Here is a 19,257-nt window from a genome sequence, read left to right on the forward strand (position 1 = left end):
ATGGTACGACCAATCCTTGAAAGTTGAACTAGATCGGGTCTAAGCTGGGTTCATCAGCTTGAACTTTCAAGAACCAGCAGGAACCAGGAACCAGGAGGCGGCGGACGCCATGGACGCACAGAACCCGGCCCCCACCACACCCCCCGCTCCGGGGCGGATGCCCGCGCTCTACCTCTCGCACGGCGCCCCGCCGCTCGCCGACGACCCCGTCTGGCCCGGCGAACTCGCCGCCTGGTCCACCGGCCTGCCCCGCCCCACCGCGATCCTGATGGTCTCCGCGCACTGGGAGGAGGCCCCGCTCGCCCTCGGCGCCACCGAGACCATCCCGCTCGTGTACGACTTCTGGGGCTTCCCCGAGCACTACTACCAGGTGCGGTACGCGGCCCCCGGTGCGCCCGCCCTCGCCGAGGCGGTCCGCAAACTGCTGCGCGCGCCCGGCGCGCCGGTCCAGGACATCCCCGACCGGGGCCTGGACCACGGGGCGTACGTGCCGCTCGTCGAGATGTACCCGGGCGCCGACATCCCGGTCCTGCAGATCTCGATGCCGACCCTGGACCCGCGCCGCCTGATGGACATCGGGCGCAAGCTGGCCCCGCTGCGCGACGAGGGCGTCCTGATCGTCGGCAGCGGTTTCTTCACCCACAACCTGGCCGCCCTGCGGCACACCGGCGGCGGCGTGCCCGGCTGGTCCGCCGAGTTCGACGCGTGGGGGCGTGAGGCGCTGGCCGCGCAGGACGTCGACGCGCTGCTCGACTTCACCGTGAAGTCCCCGGCGGGCCGGCTCGCCCATCCCCGCACCGAACACTTCGCCCCGCTCTTCGTCACCCTGGGCGCCGCCGACGCGGCGGGCGACCTGGACGGCGGGCGCAGTGTGATCGACGGCTTCTGGATGGGCCTGGCGAAGCGCTCGGTGCAGTTCGGCTGAGCCCCACCTGCGCGGACCGGGCAACCACCAGGGCCCCGGAGCCGTCTTCAAGGGCGGGAGCGGAGCCGAGGAAGCCCCCGCTCCCGGTGAGGGCGCCGTGTGATCGCCGTCTCACGCACGCACGGTGACGGGCACCTCACGGGCGGGCCGGGATCACCCCCTCCACCCGGCCTGACCTGCGCATCCACGGGCGCGGGGGCCCACGCCCGGCATGCCCGGACGGGGCGCGGCGACGCAGGATACTGCATGATCACGAAAATCCATGTGCCGGGTGGGAATTCTGTCCTGATTCCAGTCGTTGTTTCCGTCGGATGCAGGGCACCCGGGAGGGTGTCGCGACCTACTCAGCAAGGGAGCACGCATGGCAACCCGTGCCGTCGCCCGTCGTCAGTCCTCCGCGAAGAGCGGGACCAGCCGGGCAAGCAGCGTTCGCGTCGTGGGCGGGGACATCGCCGACCGCGACCTGGTCGGCATGTACCTCGACGAGATCGCGCGTACGCCCCTGCTCGACGCCGCCAAGGAGGTCGAGCTCTCCCAGACGATCGAGGCGGGCGTCTTCGCCCGGCAGATCCTCGACGGCGAGGTGGAGAGCAAGGCCGACGGAGCCTCCCGCGAGGAGCTGGAAGCCCTGGTCGCCGACGGTGAGCGCGCGAAGGACCTGTTCATCAAGTCCAACCTGCGCCTCGTCGTGGCCGTCGCCCGCCGCTACCCGCGCAGCGGCCTGCCGCTGCTCGACCTGATCCAGGAGGGGAACGCGGGCCTGGTCCGCGCGGTCGAGAAGTTCGACTACGCGAAGGGCTTCAAGTTCTCCACGTACGCGACGTGGTGGATCCGCCAGGCCATCACCCGCTCCATCGCCGACCAGTCCCGCACCATCCGCCTCCCCGTCCACCTGGTGGAGGAGCTGGGCCGGATCCGCCGCGTCCAGCGCGAGTTCAACCGCGAGCACGGCCGCGAGCCGGAGCCCGCCGAGATCGCCGCCGAGCTCGACTCCACCCCGGAGCGGGTCACCGACGTCCTCGACTGGGCCCGCGACCCGGTCTCCCTGAACATGTCGGTGGACGACGAGGGCGAGACCCAGTTCGGCGACCTCCTGGAGGACACCTCCGCGGTGTCGCCCGAGCAGTCCGTCCTCACCCTGCTCCGCAGCGAGGAGCTGGACGACCTCATCGACAAGCTCGACAACCGCACGGCCTCCATCATCCGGATGCGCTACGGCATCGAGGACGGCCGCGAGCGGACCCTCACGGAGGTGGGCAAGGAGCACGGCCTGACCCGCGAGCGCATCCGCCAGATCGAGAAGCACGCCCTCCTCGAACTGAAGAAGATGGCCCACGACACGGGCTTCGACGCGGTCGCGTAAGCGCCGAGCGGCACCACCACGAAGGGTGCGGGTCCCGGACCCGCACCCTTTCCCCGTCTCAGCCGCCCCCACCCACCCCCGGCCCGCACCCACCCCTACCCCCCCGCCCTGGGCGACGGAGAGACGTGAGCGTGGGCCGGACACGGTCCCCCGGAACGGCCCGCGCGTCACCGACCACCGTCACCCACCACCGTCACCAGCACCCGCCGCCGCCCCCAACCGCGCCCCCAGCTCCCGCGCGTACTCCACCAGCACCGCCGGCCCATGGATCGTGAACGCCGCGTCCACCATCGCCAACCGCACCGCCAGCCACTCCACCGAGTCCGCCGTCCGCACCCGCACCCGGCACCTCTCCCCGGCCCCCGCCCCCGCCCCGGCCCCGACCCCCTCCACCCGCACCGGAACCGGCACCGGCACCAAATGCGTCGGCAACCGCCCCGCCACGAACTCCGCCGGCGCCTCGAACGTCACATCCAGTTCCAGTTCGGGCTGCGCCCGCGCCATCGACCGCGCCATGTACGCCGCCGCGTCCTCCGCCGGCAGCTCCCGCGGCGTGAACCGCGCCCCGGTCGGGAACGGCTCGCTCACCCGGTCCACCCGGAACGTCCGCCAGTCCTCGCGCCCCATGTCGTACGCGACGAGGTACCAGCGCCGCCCGGTCGACACCAGCCGGTACGGCTCGACGAGCCGCTTCGTCTCGGTCCCGTCGCCCGCCCGGTACCCGAAGCGCAGCCGCTCCTGCCCGGTGACGGTGCCGGCGAGCGCGGTGAGCGTCTGCGGGGCGACGGTGGCGCCGTCGCCGCGGGTCAGCGGGATGGTGGCGTTCTGCAGGGTGGAGACCCGGTGCCGGAGCCGGGACGGCAGCACCTGTTCCAGTTTGGCGAGCGCGCGTACGGATGCCTCCTCGATGCCCTCGATGGCGTGCCCGGCCCCGGCGCGCAGGCCGACGGCGATGGCGACGGCCTCCTCGTCGTCGAGGAGCAGCGGCGGCATGGCGGTCCCGGCGACGAGCCGGTAGCCGCCGACGGCGCCCATGGTGGCCTCGACGGGGTAGCCGAGGTCGCGCAGCCGGTCGATGTCGCGGCGGATGGTCCGCGCGGAGACCGAGAGCCGCTCGGCGAGCTCGCTGCCGGGCCATTCGCGCGGCGTCTGGAGGAGCGACAGCAGATGCAGGAGGCGTGCCGGTGTGTCCGTCATGTGATCCAGGATGCGCGCCATCTAGGACATGAACTGACCTACATCACCTTTAACTTCTTCATATGAGTTCACACGACGCCGCGGTCACCGAAGCAGCGGCCCCTTCGGAATCGGACAAGCGGCGCTGGATCGCCCTTGCCATCGTCATGACCGCCGCCTTCATGGATCTGGTCGACGCAACGATCGTCAACATCGCGATCCCGAGCATCGAGCGGGACCTGGGGGCGTCGTTCGGCGCGATCCAGTGGATCACCGCCGGTTACGCGCTCGCCTTCGCCGCCGGTCTGATCACCGGCGGGCGGCTCGGCGACATCTACGGCCGCAAGCGGTTGTTCCTGCTGGGCACCGCGGGCTTCACGCTCGCCTCGGCGCTGTGCGGCTTCGCGGCCAACCAGGAGATGCTGGTCGGCTCGCGACTGCTCCAGGGCGCGGCGGCGGCGATGATGGTGCCGCAGGTGCTGTCGATCGTGCACGTCACGTTCCCGGCGCACGAGCGCGGCAAGGTGTTCGGCATGTTCGGCGCGATCATCGGCCTGGGCGCGGTGTCGGGCCCGCTGCTCGGCGCGCTCCTGACGCAGTGGAACATCGCGGGCCTGGAGTGGCGCCCGATCTTCCTGATCAACCTGCCGGTCGGCGTCGCGGCGCTGATCCTGGGCCGCCGCTTCATCACCGAGTCGAAGGCGCCGAAGGCGCTGCGGCTCGACTTCGTCGGCGTGGTCCTGGTGACGGTCGCGCTGCTCATGCTGATCTACCCGCTGACCCGGGGCCGTGAGCTGGACTGGCCGCTGTGGGGCCACCTGATGATGGCGGGCAGCCTGGTGGTGTTCGGCGCGCTCGTCGCGTACGAGAAGTACAAGACGAAGAAGGACGGCTCGCCGCTGGTGGAGCTGTCGCTGTTCAAGGTGAAGTCGTTCGCGGCGGGCATCGCGGTGCAGCTGACGTTCGGTGTCGTGATGGGCATCTTCTTCCTGGTCTGGACGCTGTACATGCAGATCGGGCTCGGCTGGACGCCCCTGAAGGCGGGCCTCACCGGCGTGCCGTTCTCGATCGCCGTGTCGGCGGCGGCGGGCATCTCGGTGCAGCAGCTGGTGCCGCGGTTCGGCCGCAAGGTGCTGCAGACGGGCGCGCTGACGATGGCGGCGGGCATCCTGTTCTACTTCTTCGTCGCCGGGCGCTACGGCGCCGACATCCACCCGTGGCAGATGGTCCCGCCGCTGGTCGTGATGGGTCTGGGCATGGGTCTGATCGTGGCGCCGCTGACCGACGCGGTGCTGTCGGAGGTGCCGCGGGAGCACGCGGGTTCGGCCTCGGGCCTGATCAACACGACCGGCCAGATGGGCAACGCGCTGGGCCTCGGCCTGGTGTCGGTGGTCTTCTTCGGCACGATCGACGAGAAGCACCTGGCGGCGGCGCCGACGGAGACGGGCGCGGCGTTCACGAACGCCTTCCAGAACTCGCTGGGCTGGGCGGCGGCGGTGCTCGCGGTCATCTTCCTGGTGATGTTCGCGCTGCCGGCGAAGCCGAAGCAGCACCTGGAGGGCGGCGACGACGAGCCGGCCACCCCGTCGTCGGCGGAGCCGCAGGGCACCGTCGACGTCGACAAGGAGCCCGCGCTGGCCTCCTGAGCGAGGGCGACGGTGGTCGACCGCCGTCGCCCTCGCCCCCCACGAAGGGCCCTGGTCCCGAGGCGCGTCCTCGGACCAGGGCCCTTCGTCCTGTCCACAGGTCCCCACTTCCCTCCCGATGCCCGTTTGTGCCCGCCCGGATGCCCGATTCCGTTTACTTGCCCCTCACTCGGGCGTAGTCTCGCAGTGAAACCACAGGTTCGGGCATCGAACGGACGTAAACCCACATGTACGCACCGGAGCGCCAGCAAGCGATCCTCCGCCTCGCCCGCGACAGCGGCCGGGTGGACGTGCTCTCCCTCGCGGAGGAGTTCCAGGTCACCGCCGAGACCGTACGGCGCGACCTCAAGGCCCTGGACCGCGCCGGGCTCGTCCGGCGCGTGCACGGCGGCGCCATACCGGCCGGGCGGCTCGACTTCGAGCCCGACCTGGCCGAGCGCGAGGCCACCGCGGCCGACGAGAAGGACCGGATCGTCCGGGCCGCGCTCGCCGAACTTCCCGAGGAGGGCAGCGTGGTGCTCGACGCGGGCAGCACCCTCGCCCGGCTCGCCGCCGAGTTCCCGCTCGACCGCTCGCTGACCGTCGTCACCCACGCCCTGCCCGTCGCGGCCCGGCTCGCCGACCACCCCGGCATCGACCTCCACCTGGTCGGCGGCCGGGTCAGGCACCGCACCCGCGCCGCCGTCGACGCCTGGGCGCTGCGGGCGTACGGCGAGATCCGCGCCGACGTCGCCTTCCTCGGCGCCAACGGCTTCTCGCCCGAACACGGTCTCACCACCCCCGACCTCGCCGAGGCCGCCGTGAAGCGGGCCGTGCTCACCGCCGCCCGCCGGGTGGTGCTGCTCGCCGACTCCGCGAAGCACGGCCAGGAGCACTTCGCCCGGTTCGGCTCCCTCGCCGACGTCGACCTGCTCATCACCGACAGCGGGCTCAGCCCGGAGGACGCCGCGGCCATCGAGGCGGCGGGAACGGAAGTCGTACGCACATGATCCTCACCGTCACCCCCAACCCCTCCCTGGACCGGACCTACGAGGTCCCGGGCCTGGAGCGCGGCGAGGTGCTGCGCGCCACCGGGGAGCGCGTCGACCCCGGCGGCAAGGGCGTCAACGTCTCCCGCGCGGTCGCCGCCGCCGGTCACCGCACGGTGGCCGTGGTCCCGCTGGGCGGCGCCCCCGGCGCCCTGGTCGCCGAACTCCTCGCCGGACAGGGCATCGAGGTCGCGCCCGTGCCGCTCACCGGGCACACCCGCTCCAACATCGCGGTCGCGGAGCCCGACGGCACCCTCACCAAGATCAACGCGCCGGGCCCCGAGCTGTCGCCCGCCGAGTCCGAGACGCTGCTCGCCGCCGTCGGCGCCCACTCGGCCGCCGCCGACTGGATCGCCTGCTGTGGCAGCCTGCCGCGCGGCCTGGCCCCCGAGTGGTACGCGGAGCTGGTCGCCCGGGCGCACGGCGCGGGCGCCCGGATCGCCCTGGACACCTCGGGCCCCTCGCTCCTCGCGGCCCTCGAAGCCCGCCCCGACGTGGTCAAGCCGAACGCCGAGGAGCTCGCCGAGGCCGTCGGCCGCCCGCTCACCACCGTCGGCGACGCCGTGAAGGCGGCCGGGGAACTGCGCGACCGGGGCGCGGGCGCGGTGCTCGCCAGCCTCGGCGCGGACGGCCAGCTGCTCGTCGCGGCGGACGGCGTCTGGTACGCCACCGCGCCGGTCGCCGTGGTCCGTTCCAACGTCGGCGCGGGCGACGCGTCCCTCGCCGGGTTCCTGGCGGCGGGCGGCGCGGGCCCGGCCGCCCTGGCCGCGGCCGTCGCCCACGGCGCCGCCGCCGTCCAGCTGCCGGGCAGCCAGATGCCCAGCCCGGCGGACCTCGACCCGTCGGCGGTCACGGTGACCGACGACGTACCGCTGGATCTCGCCCTCAGCGAGCCCACCGGCACCCCGGCCGTCCCGGCCTTCCCGGCCGAAGCCACTTCCAGCAACAGCGTGCAAGGGAGCCCGCGATGAGCAGCATGATCACCGCGGACCTGGTCGACCTCGACCTGTCCGCCGAGACCAAGGAGGCGGCGGCCCGCTCGCTCGCCGCCCGGATGGTCGCCCTCGGCCGCGTCACCGACCTCGACGGCTTCCTCGCCGACGTGGCCGCGCGCGAGGCGCAGATGCCGACCGGCCTGGACGGCGGCATCGGCATCCCGCACTGCCGCAGCGCCCATGTCACCGAGCCCACCCTGGCGTTCGGCCGGGCCTCCCAGGGCATCGACTTCGGCGCCCCGGACGGCCCCGCCGACCTGGTGTTCCTGATCGCGGCCCCGGCGGGCGCGGACGACGCCCATCTGACGATCCTGTCGTCGCTGGCGCGGAAGCTGATGGACGGCGCGTTCACGGACGCGCTGCGGGCGGTGGACTCGCCCGAGCGGGTGGCGACGCTGATCGCGGGCGAGGAGCAGGCGGAGCCGGCCGCAGGGTCGACCGCGGAGTCGGAGCCGTCGGCAGCGGAGCCCGCGGAGCGGGCCGAGGACGTGGAGCGGCCCTCGGCGCCGTTCCGGATCGTGGCCGTGACCTCCTGCCCGACCGGCATCGCGCACACCTACATGGCCGCCGAGTCCCTGGAGAAGGCGGGCGAGGCGGCGGGCGTGGAACTGGTCGTCGAGACGCAGGGGTCGGCGGGCTTCACCCGGCTCGACCCGGCGGCGGTGGCCGCCGCCGACGGCGTGATCTTCGCGCACGACGTGCCGGTACGGGAGAAGGAACGCTTCGCCGGGAAGCCGACGGTGGACGTCGGCGTCAAGGCGGGCATCAACCGCCCGGCCGAACTCATCGCCGAGGTCCGCGACAAGGCGGCCCGCGGCGAGATCACCGCCGCGGCCAAGGACACCCCGGTGGAGCAGGCGGGCGAGCCGGACGAGGGCTACGGCACCAAGCTGCGCAAGTGGCTGATGTCCGGCGTCAGCTACATGGTCCCGTTCGTCGCGGCGGGCGGTCTGCTCATCGCCCTCGGCTTCGCCATCGGCGGCTACGAGATCAACAAGGCCCCGTCCGTGGCCGAGCACTTCGGCTGGGGCCAGGCGGACAGCTGGGCCGCCCTGCTGTTCCAGATCGGCGGGCTCGCCTTCAGCTTCCTCGTACCGGTGCTCGCCGGCTACATCTCGTACGGCATGGCCGACCGCCCGGGTCTCGTGCCCGGTTTCGTCGGCGGCGCCATCGCGCTCACCATCAACGCCGGGTTCCTCGGCGGCCTCGTCGCCGGTCTGATCGCGGGCGGCACGGTGCTCGCCGTCCAACGGGTGCGGATCCCGGCGCCGTTGCGCGGGATCATGCCGGTGGTCGTGATCCCGCTGATCTCGTCGATCGTCGTCGGATTCCTGATGTTCCTGGTGATCGGCAAGCCGATCGCGAGCCTCCAGAAGGCGCTCACCGACTGGCTGTCCGGCCTCTCCGGCGCCAACGCGCTCATCCTCGGCGTGATCCTCGGCCTGATGATGTGCTTCGACCTCGGCGGTCCGCTCAACAAGGTCGCGTACGCCTTCGCCGTCGGCGGCCTCGCCACCCCCAACGAGGGCTCGCTCAAGGTCATGGCCGCGGTGATGGCCGCGGGCATGGTCCCGCCGCTCGCGATGGCGCTCGCCACCACGGTCCGCGGCAAGCTCTTCACCCGGACCGAGCGCGAGAACGGCAAGGCCGCGTGGGTGCTCGGCGCCTCCTTCATCACCGAGGGCGCGATCCCGTTCGCGGCGGCCGACCCGCTGCGGGTCATCCCGTCGGCGATGGCGGGCGGCGCGGTCACCGGAGCCCTCTCGATGCTCTTCGAGTGCACCCTCCGGGCGCCGCACGGCGGCGTGTTCGTGATCCCGCTGATCGGCAACCCGCTGCTCTACCTGGTGGCCATCGCGGCGGGCACGCTGGTCAGCGCGAGCCTGGTCATCCTGCTCAAGAGCGCGCGGAAGCCCGCGCCGGAGGCGATGGCGACGGTCGAGGCGGGGGCCGAGGACAAGGTCGCCGTGGCGGCCTGACGCTCCACCCGGAGGAGCGGGGCGGTGAGCGGGGCGGTACGCGGACTCCGCGCACCGCCCCGCTCCTCGTCGTCGTTCAGGACCGCTGGGCCAGGGTCCTGGTCAGGAACCGCTCACCGGCGCCGGGCCGTCCGACGGCGGCCGGAACGGCATGCCCCGCAGGGCCCTGAGCATCGGCGTCGCCTGCTGCGTCCACGCCTCGTCCCAGGTGAAGTTGCTGCCGTTGACATCACCGTGGGTCTGCCACACCTGCCCGCTCTGGGTGAGCACCTTGACGTAGGCGTCGTTGTCCTGTGCCTCGATGCCGACGGCGCACACTCCGGCCGGGTAGTTGGGGTTGGCGGGGTCCATGCCGACGGCCATCGCGTTGGTCAGGTTCTGCCACGTGATCGTCCCACCGAGCGAGGGGGCCCGCCCGACGAAGACCTTGCCGTTGGTGAGGACGGCCTGGAAGTCCTCGGAGCCGTTGGGCGCGTAGATGTCGATGTCGGAGCAGGGGCCGGTGGGGCCGGTGGGGCCGGTGGGGCCGGTGGGGCCGGTCGGGCCGGTGGCTCCGGTTGCGCCAGTCGCGCCCGTTGCACCGGTGGCGCCTGTGGCTCCGGTCGGGCCGGTCGCGCCGGTGGGTCCGGTGGGTCCGGTGGGTCCGGTGGGTCCGGTTTCTCCAGTGGCACCTGTGGCCCCGGTAGCTCCGGTTGCCCCAGTGGCACCGGTCTCGCCCGTCGCACCGGTTGCGCCCGTGGCGCCGGTAGCGCCCGTCGCTCCAGTGGCTCCAGTGGCTCCAGTGGCCCCAGTGGCACCGGTGGCACCTGTGGCGCCCGTCGCCCCGGTCGCCCCAGTCGCACCCGTTGGCCCGGTGGGCCCCGTCGGCCCCGGCTTCGGGCAGTCGTCGTGGCCGCCTCCGGCCCGGACCCCGGCCCGGACCCCGCTCCCCTCCTCCTCCGGCGCCATCGACCGCCGCACCGCACGCGCGTAGCGCTCCGCGACGCCGCCGCCCATGTACGGGCCGATCTTCTGGTCCAGGAACGCCTGGAGGTCGTCCGCGGCCGACGGCGGAGGTCCGTGCTGCTCCCACGGGGGCGGGCCGTCCTGCTCCCAGGGCGGTGGGCCCTGCTCGTCACCGGGCGGCGGGGGCGGCGGGCCCTGGTCCTCGTGGTGCGGGGGCGGCGGGCCCTGGTCGTGCGGGGGTTTGCCGGGGCAGTCGTCGCCGCCCCGGGGCAGACCGGCCGCCGTGACTCCGTGACGGCCCTCGTGCGCCGGCTCGCCCCACGCGGCCTGCGCGGCGGCCTGCGGCGCGAAGCCGGTCAGGACGAGCGCGACCGAGGCGAGCGCACCGCCGCCGAGCCAGCCGCGGCGTCGCGGCAGCGGGCCCAGCGGGGACCTGGATCGGGAACGGTTCCGGGGATCCCTGGGGTCGGGACGCATGCATGCTCCTTCCGCCGCCGGCACACCTCGCCGACGCGAGTGACGTGGTTGGTCGGGGTGACGCGGATGACGGACCTGCGGCGCAGGCCGCCGGTGGCTCGGGGACCACGGACGGCGCGGGCGGCACGGCCGGCACAGACGTCACAGGAGGCGAGCGGCGACCCGCGCGCACCCGGCGGCGGGCCGCCGGGAAGCGCTTCGTCGCCACAGCCTCCCGGTCAGTTCATCGGATCGCAGGAGCGAAGCCTTGACGGCCCCGGAGGCCCCTCAGCGCCATGGCCTAGCTGCTCTAGCCGAATGGACGCGTACGCGATGGCGAACCCGCGCGGCCCGTTCGGCGTGCCGCCGCCGCGTCCGGCGCGGCCCTGCGTACGGTCGCCCCCGCTCCGTACCGCTCCGTCCCGCTCCCTCGCCCCGCCCCCGCCCACCGGAAGTGGTGTTGCCGTGCAGCCGTCCTTCTGCTTGTGCATGATCGTCAAGAACGAGGCCGCGGTGATCGAGCGCTGCCTCGGCTCCGTCCGGCACCTCATCGACACCTGGGTGATCACCGACACCGGGTCCACCGACGGCACCCAGGACCTGATCAGGACCGCGCTGGCCGGGATCCCCGGGGAGCTGTGCGAGGAGCCGTGGGTGGACTTCGGCCACAACCGCAGCCGGAACGTCGCTCGGGCCCGCGGCCGCGCCGACTACCTGCTGCTGCTCGACGCCGACCATGTGCTCCGCCAGGACGGACCGCTGCCCGAGCTGACGGCCGACGCGTACCTGCTCCGGCACGAGGGGGCTCTCGAATACCGGATCAAACGCCTGGTCAGGGGCGATCTGCCGTGGCGGTACGAAGGGGTGACGCACGAGTACCTGACCGCCGACCGGGACCATCTCCAGCGCAATCTGGACGCGCTGGTCATCGAGGACCATGCCGACGGCGGCTCGCGCCACGACAAGTTCGAGCGCGACGCCCGGCTGCTCGGCGCCGAGCTGGCCCGCGACCCGGCCAACCCGCGGACCGTCTTCTACCTCGCCCAGACCCTGCGCGACATGGGCCGCCCCACCGAGGCCGCCGCCCTCTACGAGCGGCGCGCGGCGATGGGCGGCTGGGGCGAGGAGGTCTACTACGCGCTGCTCCAGGCCGGGGTGCTCACCGCCGAGTCCGGTGACTGGCCGACCGCGCAGGACACCCTCGTACGGGCCTGGGAGGCGCGCCCGGAGCGTCTGGAGGCGTGCTACGAGCTGGCGTCCCGGCTACGGGGGCAGCGCAGGCACCACGCGGCGCACGCCGTCGTCTCCGCCGTGCTCGACCGCGAACCGCCCGCCGGCGACGTGCTGTTCCTCCAGCCGTGGGTGTACCGCTGGGGGCTGCTCTTCGAGTACTCGATCACCGCCTACTGGATCGGCGCGTACGAGGAGTCGCTCGCCGCCTGCGACCGTCTCCTCGGCCTGCCCGATCTGCCCGCGCCCTACCGCGAGCAGACCAGAGCGAACCGCGGCTTCGCCCTCGGCAAGCTGGCCGAAGCCGAAGCCGAAGCAGCGGCACGCGCCGCGGGGCGGGCCGCCGCACCGGCTCCGCCCCACCCGGGTCAGCGGACCCGGGAGCGGGACTCCATCGCTTCGCGCGCGGCGCGCTCCGACGCGTAGACCTCGCACATGTGGCGTCCGTCCGGGGTCGCCGTGTGCTCGACCTCCCAGAGGCTGAGCTCGGTGCCGTCGAGCAGCAGGAACTGGTGCTCGTAGAGGGTGAAACCGGCGTCCCGGCCGCCCTCCACCGGGCAGTGCCGCCCGAACGCCTGGGTGATGTGGTGCGCGAAGGCGAGCCGCAGCCGCCGCGCGACGGCCTCGCCGGGCCGGTCCGCGTTCTCCGCGCGGCGCAGCACGCGGCGGGCGTGGTCGGCCGAGTTGTCCGGCACGTACATCCGCGGCTGGGTCGGTATCGGCCGGGCGAGCAGGGTGCTCAGCACCTCCAGGTCGTCGTCCTCGTCGGCGGGCGAGCCGTCCGCCCGCTCGACCGTCCAGCCGAGCGAGGGCCCGGTCGGCAGCCGGGACGCGGCGAGCCGCGCCTCGGCCTCCTCCACGTACAGCTCGTGCTGCTCGATGCCGTCCCGGCCGGAGTTGTGGACCAGCTCCCAGAGGCTGTGCGCGGTGCCGTCGGGGAGCAGGTACGTGTGGCGGTAGGTGGTGCGGTGCAGCGACGCGCTGTGGTGCGAGGAGTACAGCGCGGTGGAATGGGCGAGGGCCGACTCCAGGCGCTCGATCGTGGAGTCGGGCAGGTCGAAGGAGTTGAGCGCCCGGCCGAGGAGTCGCTCAAGGTGGGTCTCGGTCGTCTCGTACGGATCGTGAGGCTGATCCTGATCCTGCGGATCGTTCAAGAGGGTCTCCAGGCCGTCGCCGCATGTCACTTGGTGCTTGCTAAACGTAGTCCCTGGCTCTGACATCGTGTCCGGCGTTCGGGAAAACGACCGGGGGCGCACGATGAGTTCCCGCGCCCCCTGCGCGAATCCGTCAACTCCCTTTGGTATACCGGCAGTCGATGAGGAGTGCTAGAGGCCGAACGTCCCGCCCTCGCCGAGCCCGAACAGACCCGGCGCGCAAGCCACCCCGCGCGCCCCCATCTCCGCCCCGAACCCTCAGCGCTTGGGCCCCAGGTACGTGCCCCCCGACGCGTCCACCACCGTCCCGGTGATCCACCGCCCGGCCGGCGACGCCAGGAACGCGACCGGGTCCGCGATGTCCTCGGGCTGCCCCACCCACGGCAGCGCCTGCCCGGCGATCAGCATCCCCGCCAGCTCCGGCATCGCCGCCATCGCCGCAGTCAGCCCGGCCGTCTCCGTCGGCCCCGGCGCGACCGTGTTGACGGTGATCCGGCGGACCCCGACGACGTTGGCGAGGGTCCGGGTGAAGGTCTCCATGGCGCCCTTGGTCATCGCGTACGCCAGCTCGTCGGAGAGCGAGATCCGGGTGACGGCGGAGCCGATGTTGACGATCGCGCCCCCGTCGCGGAGCACCGGCAGCAACTGCTGCACCAGGAAGTACGGCGCTCGGACGTTGACCGCGAACAGCCGGTCGAACGCCTCGACGGTCTCGTCCTGGAGGTGCCCGCCGGAGCTCGTCACGGCCGCGTTGTTGACCAGGACGTCGAGCCCCGGCCCGTCGGCATGCGCGGTGAGGCCCGCGCGGACTCCTTCGACGAGCGCCGAGACGCCTTCGTACGACCCGAGGTCGGCGCCCACGGCGAACGCCCGGCCGCCTTCCGCGCCGATCAGGTCGACGGTCTCCTGCGCGGCGGCGGCGTCGGCCCCGTAGTGCACGGCGACGACCATCCCGTCCCGGGCGAGCCGCCGGGCGATGGCCCGCCCGATCCCGCGCGACGCCCCGGTGACGAGCGCGGTGCGGACGACGGTACCGGCGGTACCGGTGGTGCCGTTGATGCTGCTGCTGGCCTTGGTCTCCATGGTGGTTCCTTCTCTCCTCCGTCGGTCGGCGGGGTGCCGACGAGAAGGAGAGTGGCCGGGCCCGCTGACCGCCCGCGCACGGAACGCTGACGGTCCCTGACCACCGCCCGCCGGGGCCGGTCAGCGCCGGTCAGGGAGCCCGGTCACGGAGTCCGGTCAGGGAGTCCCGCCCGCCGGGCGGTCTCGGCCGCCCCGGCCCGGTCGGCGGCGGCCCGTTCCGGGTCGCCGGCCGCGTCGTGGACGGCCGCGCGGCGCAGCAGCAGATCGGCGATGTCCTCGGCGACGCCGAGCGACGTGAAGAGGTCGAGCGCTTCGGCGAGCAGCGGCAGTGGGGCGGGGGAGAGGGCGGCGAGCCCTTCGAGGGCGGTGGCGGTGCCCCAGCGCTCGCCGAGCGCGCGGAACCGGGCGAGGGCGTCCGTCAGGGCCGCACCGGCCTCCTCCGCGGCCCCGCGCGCGAGCGCCAGATGGCCTCGGCCGACCAGGTCGAGCGCCCGCGACCAGGCGTCGCCGGGCACCGGAAGCCGCTCCTCGGGGCCGACCGTGGTGGCCCACAGGAACGCTGTGAACGGCTGCCGCAGCGGCTCCGCCCGCCCCGCGAGACCCGCTCGCCCCACGAGCCCGTCCCGTGCCCGGTCGAGCCGGTCCCCCTGGCCCGTTCCGTGGTCCGCACCGCCCGCCGCAGCGGTGAGGACGGCCAGCGCGTACTCCTCCGCGAGACCGGCCGCCACCGGATCGAACCCGCTCCGCTCGGCCCGCTGAAGCAGCTCCTCCACCTGGCCCGCGACCTGCCCGCGCAGCCCACGGAGCCACCAGTAGGCCGTCAGGGCGGCCACCAGCCGCAGCCCGTCCGCCGCCCCGGCCCGTCGCAGGGCGGCCCGCAGATTGGCGTCCTCGGCGTCGAGCAGCGCCAGCCGGTCGAGCTGCGCGGGGCCCCGGAGTTCGGGGTCGGCCGCGCGGGCGAGGGCGAGGAAGTGGGCGGTGTGGGCGGCGAAGGCCGGATCGTCGTACGGCAGCCGGGCGGCGGCGTAGGCGCGGACGGTCTCCAGCATCCGGTACCGGGTCCGACCGGCGGCCACGGCACCCGCACCCACGCCCGCACCCGCACCCTCGTCGGCGGCGGCCGTCAGGAGGGACTTCTCGACGAGCGACGCGAGCAGGTCCCCGGTGTCGGCGGCGTCGCCTTCCGGGGCTCGGCCCGCCGCCACCGCGCCGACCGCCTCTGCCGTCGCGCCGCCCCGGAACACCGAGAAACGGGCCGCGAGCAGGCGCTCCTCCTCGTCGAGCAGCTCCCAGCTCCACTCCACCACCGCGGCCAGCGTCCGGTGCCGCTCCGGCGCCGTCCGGTCGCCCCGCGAGAGCAGCCGGAAGCGGTCGCCGCCCGCGTCGCCGGGGCGGGGCGCGACCCGTTCGCGGAGCCGGTCGGCGATCTCGTCGACGGTCAGCGTCCGCAGCCGGGCCGCCGCCAGTTCCAGGGCGAGCGGCAGTCCGTCGAGCGCCGCGCAGATCTCCGGCACGCGCGCGTGGCCGTCGAAACCGGGGCGCGCCGCGGCCCCGCGCCGTACGAACAGTTCCTCCGCCGCGCCGGGGGCCAGCGCGGCCAGCGGGAGCAGGGACTCGCCTGCGATGCCGAGGGCCTCCCGGCTGGTGGCCAGGACCCGGAGCCCGGGGCACGCGGTGAGCAGCGCCCGTACCAGCTCGGCCGCCTCCGCCACCACGTGCTCGCAGTTGTCGACGACGAGCAGCGGAGGCCGGTCGGCGAGGGCCCTGACGAGCCCGGCCATGGACGCGTCCCGCACCCCCAACGCCCGCGCGAACGCGCCGAGGACCGATCCGGTGGCCGGCCCGGAGCCGCTGCCCGCCTCCGCGGCCGCCAGGTCCACGAACACCGAACCCGCGCCCGTACTCCCGTCCCCACCCGCATCCCCGCCCCCGCCCCAGCCCCCGCCCGCGCATTCGACCGCGAGCCGGGTCTTGCCCGCGCCGCCGGGCCCGACCACCGTCACCAGACGGGCGGCGCCGAGCAGCCGGGTCAGCCGCGCGCGTTCGTCGTCCCGCCCCACGAAGCCGGTGAGCGGGACCGGCGGCCGGACCGGTTGGACCACAGCGAGCGCCGGAGCGGGCGCCGGAGCGGGCGCAGCGGCGCGCGGTCCGGCCTGCGGCGACCCGTACCCGTCCCCGTCCCCGTACGCCTCACCCCGCAGCACCGCCAGCTGCGCCGCCGCGAGTTCCGGGGAGGGGTCCGCGCCCAGTTCCTCCGCGAGTGCGCCCCGCACCTCCTCGTACACGGCCAGCGCCTCCGCCTGCCGCCCGGCCCCGGCCAGGGCCCGTATCTGGAGCGCCCGCAGCCGTTCGCGCAGCGGATGCGCGGCCGCCGCCGCGGTCAACTCCCGTACCAGCGCCGTACCGTCCTCGTCCGCGCCCCCGACCCCGTCAACGTTCGCGCCCCCGCCGGCGAGCCGCGCCGCCGCCCATTCCTCCAGGGTGTCGACGCGCAGCGCGTCGAGCCGGGCGGTCTGCCCCGGCGCGTACGGCGCGTCCGCCAGGTCCCCGAGCGCGGGTCCGCGCCACAGCGCGAGCGCCGCGCGCAGCAGCCGTTCCGCGTGGACGGCGTCCCCGGCCGCCCCGGCGCGCGCGCCCTCCCGGGCGAGCCGTTCGAAGCGCAGCGCGTCCACGTCGTCGGGCCCGGCGCCGGTCAGCCGGTAACCGGCCGCCGTGTGTTCGACGCCCACCCCGGGCGGCAGCGCCCTGCGCAGCCGGGAGACCTGCGACTGGAGGGCGTTGGCGGCGCCCGCCGGGGGCTCGTCCCCGTACAGCGCGTCGATGATCCGCCCGGTCGGCACCGTACGGCCCGCGTCGAGCAGCAGCAGCGCGAGCAGCGCGCGGCCCCGGGGCCCGCCGGGGGCCGGGGTGTCGTCGACGGTGAACGGTCCGAGCAGCCGGAAGATCATGCGGGGCATTCTGTCCGGGTGCCAGGGAGGGCTCAACCGGGGAGGGTTCGAGAGAGCTCAACAGGGCCCCAAGGGGGCTCAGGAACGCGACTTGGTCGCCGGGTTGGTGGCGGTCAGGGTGACTCCGACGCCCACCGTCGCGGCGGCGACGAGCCCGGCCGCGAGCACCGCCCACTCCCCGGCGAACGAGCACATCAGGATCGCGAGCGCGGCCACCGGGAGCAGCGCCTGCTGGGCGAAGCCGACCTTGAAGTAGCGGGCGTGCAGGAACCACACGCAGAGCAGGAAGACCGCGGTCGGGATGGTCACGGCGGCGGCCGCGGCGAGGGTGGTGATGTGCGCCTTGCCGACCGCCTGCTCGACGGCGATCTCGATGCCCGCGCCGATCGCGGCGGCGGAGGTGAAGATCAGATAGTGGCCGTAGCCCCAGAGGAAGCCCTGCCGGTTGGACGTGAGCCGGTCGTGGACGGGCACGACGAAGTAGATCCACCAGGCGGCGAAGACGATGAGCAGACCGCCGGCGGCGAGGGGCAGGACCTCGCCGAGCGCGTCGTTCTCGGCCACGCCGGACTTCACGGCGACGGTCGCGGCGGCGATCGTCTCGCCCAGCACGATGATCGTGAACAGGCCGTAGCGTTCGGCGATGTGGTGCGGGTGCCACTGGGTGGTGACGTTCCGCTCGGCGAGCGCCGGGACCGCCATCTCGGCGAGGGCCATGAACAGGAACAGCCACGGAATGCCGGACTCCGGTACGAAGAGCAGTCCCGACCAGCCGATCTGGCAGATCAGCACCCCGGCGGCGTAGCGGCGGCACATGGTCCGCTCGGCGGGGTCGGTGGCGTGGTGCGCGGCGCGCAGCCACTGCGAGGAGAGCGCGAGCCGCATGACGACGTACCCGATGAAGACGACGGTGAAGTCGTGCTTCTCGAAGGCCCGCGAGACCCCGGCGGCGAGGATCAGCACTCCGGCGATCTGGACGAGGGTGACCACGCGGTAGAGCACGTCGTCGTTGTCGTACGCGGAGGCGAACCAGGTGAAGTTCATCCAGGCCCACCAGATGGCCCAGAAGATCATCGCGTAGTTCAGGATGCCGGTCCCGGCGTGTCCCTCGGCGACGGCGTGCACCAGCTCGGCCCCGGCCTGGGCGACGGCCACGACGAAGCAGAGGTCGAAGAACAGTTCGAGCGGGGTGGCGGCCCGGTGCGCCTCCGCGCGCGAGCGCGCGGTGAGGGGGAGGAAAGGCGGTTGCGTCATGCCCCACAGGACAGCAGACCGACCGCTCCGACGGCAGCCACGACACCAGACCACCACGGGTCCCGCCCGTGCCGCGTGTCGCGTCCACCCCATGGGCCCGCGCGCGTCACCTGTGCACCGCGCGCCGCACCCGTACCGGGGTCGGATCGGGCACGTACGGACCCTCCCCGGACCCTCCCCAGGCTCACCCCCTGGGTTCCCCGGCTCACCCCCTGGGTTCCCGGCTCACCCCCTGAGCGCGCCCACCAGCACCTTCCGGCCCGCCGTCGCCCGGTAGCGCTCCGCCACCACGCCCGCCACGCGCGCGTGGTCCGCGAGCGGGGCCGAGACCGCGCACACTCCGGGGACCGCCGCCAGGGCGTGGGTGAACCGGCCGGGGGCCAGCAGATGGGCCGCGAGCGCCACCCGGCGGAACCCGGCGGCGTGCAGTGCCTCCACCGCCTCCGCGACGCGCGGGGCGCCGGGCCCGTTGGCCGAGCAGTACGCCGTCGTCACCGGGACCGGCACCAGGCGCCCGAGCTGCTCGGCCGCCGTCCTCGTACCGTCGTTGCCGCCGGGGCGGGAGGATCCGGCACCGGCCACCACCACCGCGTCGGCGGGGGCGCCCGCCGCGCACTCGGCGGCGCGCAGCCGGTCGTACAGGGCGAGGCCGACGCCGTGCGCGCCGCTCAGGCCGGAGGTGACCGTGCAGTCGAAGTGCCGGGCGACCGACGGGATGTCGACGTTCCGGTGGTATCCGTCGCCGAGCAGCAGCGGCACCACCACGGCACCGGGCCGGTCCGCGAGGACGTAGGGCAGCGAGGGCTTCTGGTGGTCGAGATGGGCGACGGCCACGGGCGCGCCGGTCAGGCGGTGTGCCGCGTCGGCGAGCCGGGCGACGGTCGCGCCGGCCTCCGGGACCGCGCTGCCGTGCACCGCGAGTACGAGATCACGCATGCCCCACTACCTCCAGGACGCCGTCCGGGGCCGTGGCACCGGTGTCGTTCGGCGCCACGGCCCCCTCGTCCCTCACGCTACGTCCGGCGCCGCCCCGCCCCGCGCCGCCGCAAGTCCCCTCCCGCAGGGCCGCAAGTCC

Annotated in this window: 13 protein-coding genes and 1 pseudogene; 7 read left to right on the forward strand and 7 right to left on the reverse strand. The window is 74.1% G+C overall.

What is annotated here, in order from left to right; all coding sequences use genetic code 11:
• The first annotated feature begins 109 nt into the window (after positions 1–109).
• Positions 110–925 (forward strand): dioxygenase, encoded by an 816-nt coding sequence (locus tag ACIPXM_RS16830; protein WP_401655780.1) that lies wholly within the window; start codon positions 110–112, stop codon positions 923–925.
• Positions 926–1,286: 361 nt separating this feature from the next.
• Positions 1,287–2,288 carry an RNA polymerase sigma factor RpoD/SigA gene (locus ACIPXM_RS16835; protein WP_401655782.1) on the forward strand — a complete coding sequence of 334 codons (1,002 nt, stop codon included), beginning with the start codon at positions 1,287–1,289 and terminating at the stop codon, positions 2,286–2,288.
• Between the two features lie 180 nt (positions 2,289–2,468).
• Here the strand turns inward: ACIPXM_RS16835 and ACIPXM_RS16840 are convergent, their stop codons facing one another.
• Complete coding sequence (locus ACIPXM_RS16840) at positions 2,469–3,485, reverse strand: helix-turn-helix transcriptional regulator (RefSeq protein WP_401655784.1); 1,017 nt, start codon at positions 3,483–3,485, stop codon at positions 2,469–2,471.
• A 62-nt stretch (positions 3,486–3,547) separates the two neighbouring features.
• On the opposite strand from ACIPXM_RS16840, the gene ACIPXM_RS16845 reads away from it, so the two are divergent.
• The 4 genes and pseudogenes from ACIPXM_RS16845 (at position 3,548) to ACIPXM_RS16860 (ending at position 9,112) form a co-directional block, all read left to right on the forward strand.
• Positions 3,548–5,110 (forward strand): MFS transporter, encoded by a 1,563-nt coding sequence (locus ACIPXM_RS16845; protein WP_401655787.1) that lies wholly within the window; start codon positions 3,548–3,550, stop codon positions 5,108–5,110.
• Positions 5,111–5,337: 227 nt separating this feature from the next.
• On the forward strand, positions 5,338–6,099 hold the full coding sequence (locus tag ACIPXM_RS16850; RefSeq protein ID WP_401655789.1) for a DeoR/GlpR family DNA-binding transcription regulator: 762 nt from the start codon (positions 5,338–5,340) through the stop codon (positions 6,097–6,099).
• A pseudogene (gene pfkB / locus ACIPXM_RS16855) lies at positions 6,096–7,034 on the forward strand (1-phosphofructokinase); the annotation flags it as partial. The gene ACIPXM_RS16850 and the pseudogene pfkB, both read left to right, overlap by 4 nt.
• A 71-nt stretch (positions 7,035–7,105) precedes the next feature.
• Positions 7,106–9,112, forward strand: coding sequence for a fructose-specific PTS transporter subunit EIIC (locus tag ACIPXM_RS16860; RefSeq protein WP_401655791.1), 2,007 nt, complete (start codon positions 7,106–7,108; stop codon positions 9,110–9,112).
• Positions 9,113–9,214: 102 nt separating this feature from the next.
• On the opposite strand, the gene ACIPXM_RS16865 is transcribed toward ACIPXM_RS16860, so the two are convergent.
• Entirely contained in the window at positions 9,215–10,534 is a 1,320-nt protein-coding gene (locus ACIPXM_RS16865; RefSeq protein WP_401655793.1) for a hypothetical protein, read from the reverse strand.
• A gap of 468 nt (positions 10,535–11,002) precedes the next feature.
• Here ACIPXM_RS16865 and ACIPXM_RS16870 point away from each other — a divergent pair, with 468 nt between their 5' ends.
• Positions 11,003–12,169 carry a glycosyltransferase gene (locus ACIPXM_RS16870; protein ID WP_401655795.1) on the forward strand — a complete coding sequence of 389 codons (1,167 nt, stop codon included), beginning with the start codon at positions 11,003–11,005 and terminating at the stop codon, positions 12,167–12,169.
• Here ACIPXM_RS16870 and ACIPXM_RS16875 read toward each other — a convergent pair.
• The 5 genes from ACIPXM_RS16875 to ACIPXM_RS16895 form a co-directional block, all read right to left on the reverse strand.
• Complete coding sequence (locus tag ACIPXM_RS16875; protein ID WP_401655797.1) at positions 12,112–12,897, reverse strand: DUF6227 family protein; 786 nt, start codon at positions 12,895–12,897, stop codon at positions 12,112–12,114. The two genes, ACIPXM_RS16870 and ACIPXM_RS16875, sit on opposite strands and share 58 nt — an antisense overlap.
• A gap of 258 nt (positions 12,898–13,155) precedes the next feature.
• A complete protein-coding gene (locus ACIPXM_RS16880; RefSeq protein WP_401655799.1) occupies positions 13,156–13,980 on the reverse strand; it encodes an SDR family oxidoreductase in 825 nt (274 codons plus the stop codon).
• Between the two features lie 143 nt (positions 13,981–14,123).
• The gene (locus ACIPXM_RS16885) at positions 14,124–16,928 is read right to left on the reverse strand and encodes an AfsR/SARP family transcriptional regulator (protein ID WP_401655801.1); all 2,805 of its coding nucleotides are present in this window, start codon (positions 16,926–16,928) and stop codon (positions 14,124–14,126) included.
• Positions 16,929–17,006: 78 nt separating this feature from the next.
• Positions 17,007–18,182, reverse strand: a complete 1,176-nt coding sequence (locus ACIPXM_RS16890) for a low temperature requirement protein A (RefSeq protein ID WP_401655803.1) — start codon at positions 18,180–18,182, stop codon at positions 17,007–17,009.
• Between the two features lie 225 nt (positions 18,183–18,407).
• Positions 18,408–19,118, reverse strand: a complete 711-nt coding sequence (locus tag ACIPXM_RS16895; protein ID WP_401655805.1) for a sirohydrochlorin chelatase — start codon at positions 19,116–19,118, stop codon at positions 18,408–18,410.
• Positions 19,119–19,257: the final 139 nt, after the last annotated feature.

The organism is Streptomyces sp. NPDC090025 (assembly GCF_044748125.1).
Taxonomy (GTDB): Bacteria; Actinomycetota; Actinomycetes; order Streptomycetales; family Streptomycetaceae; genus Streptomyces.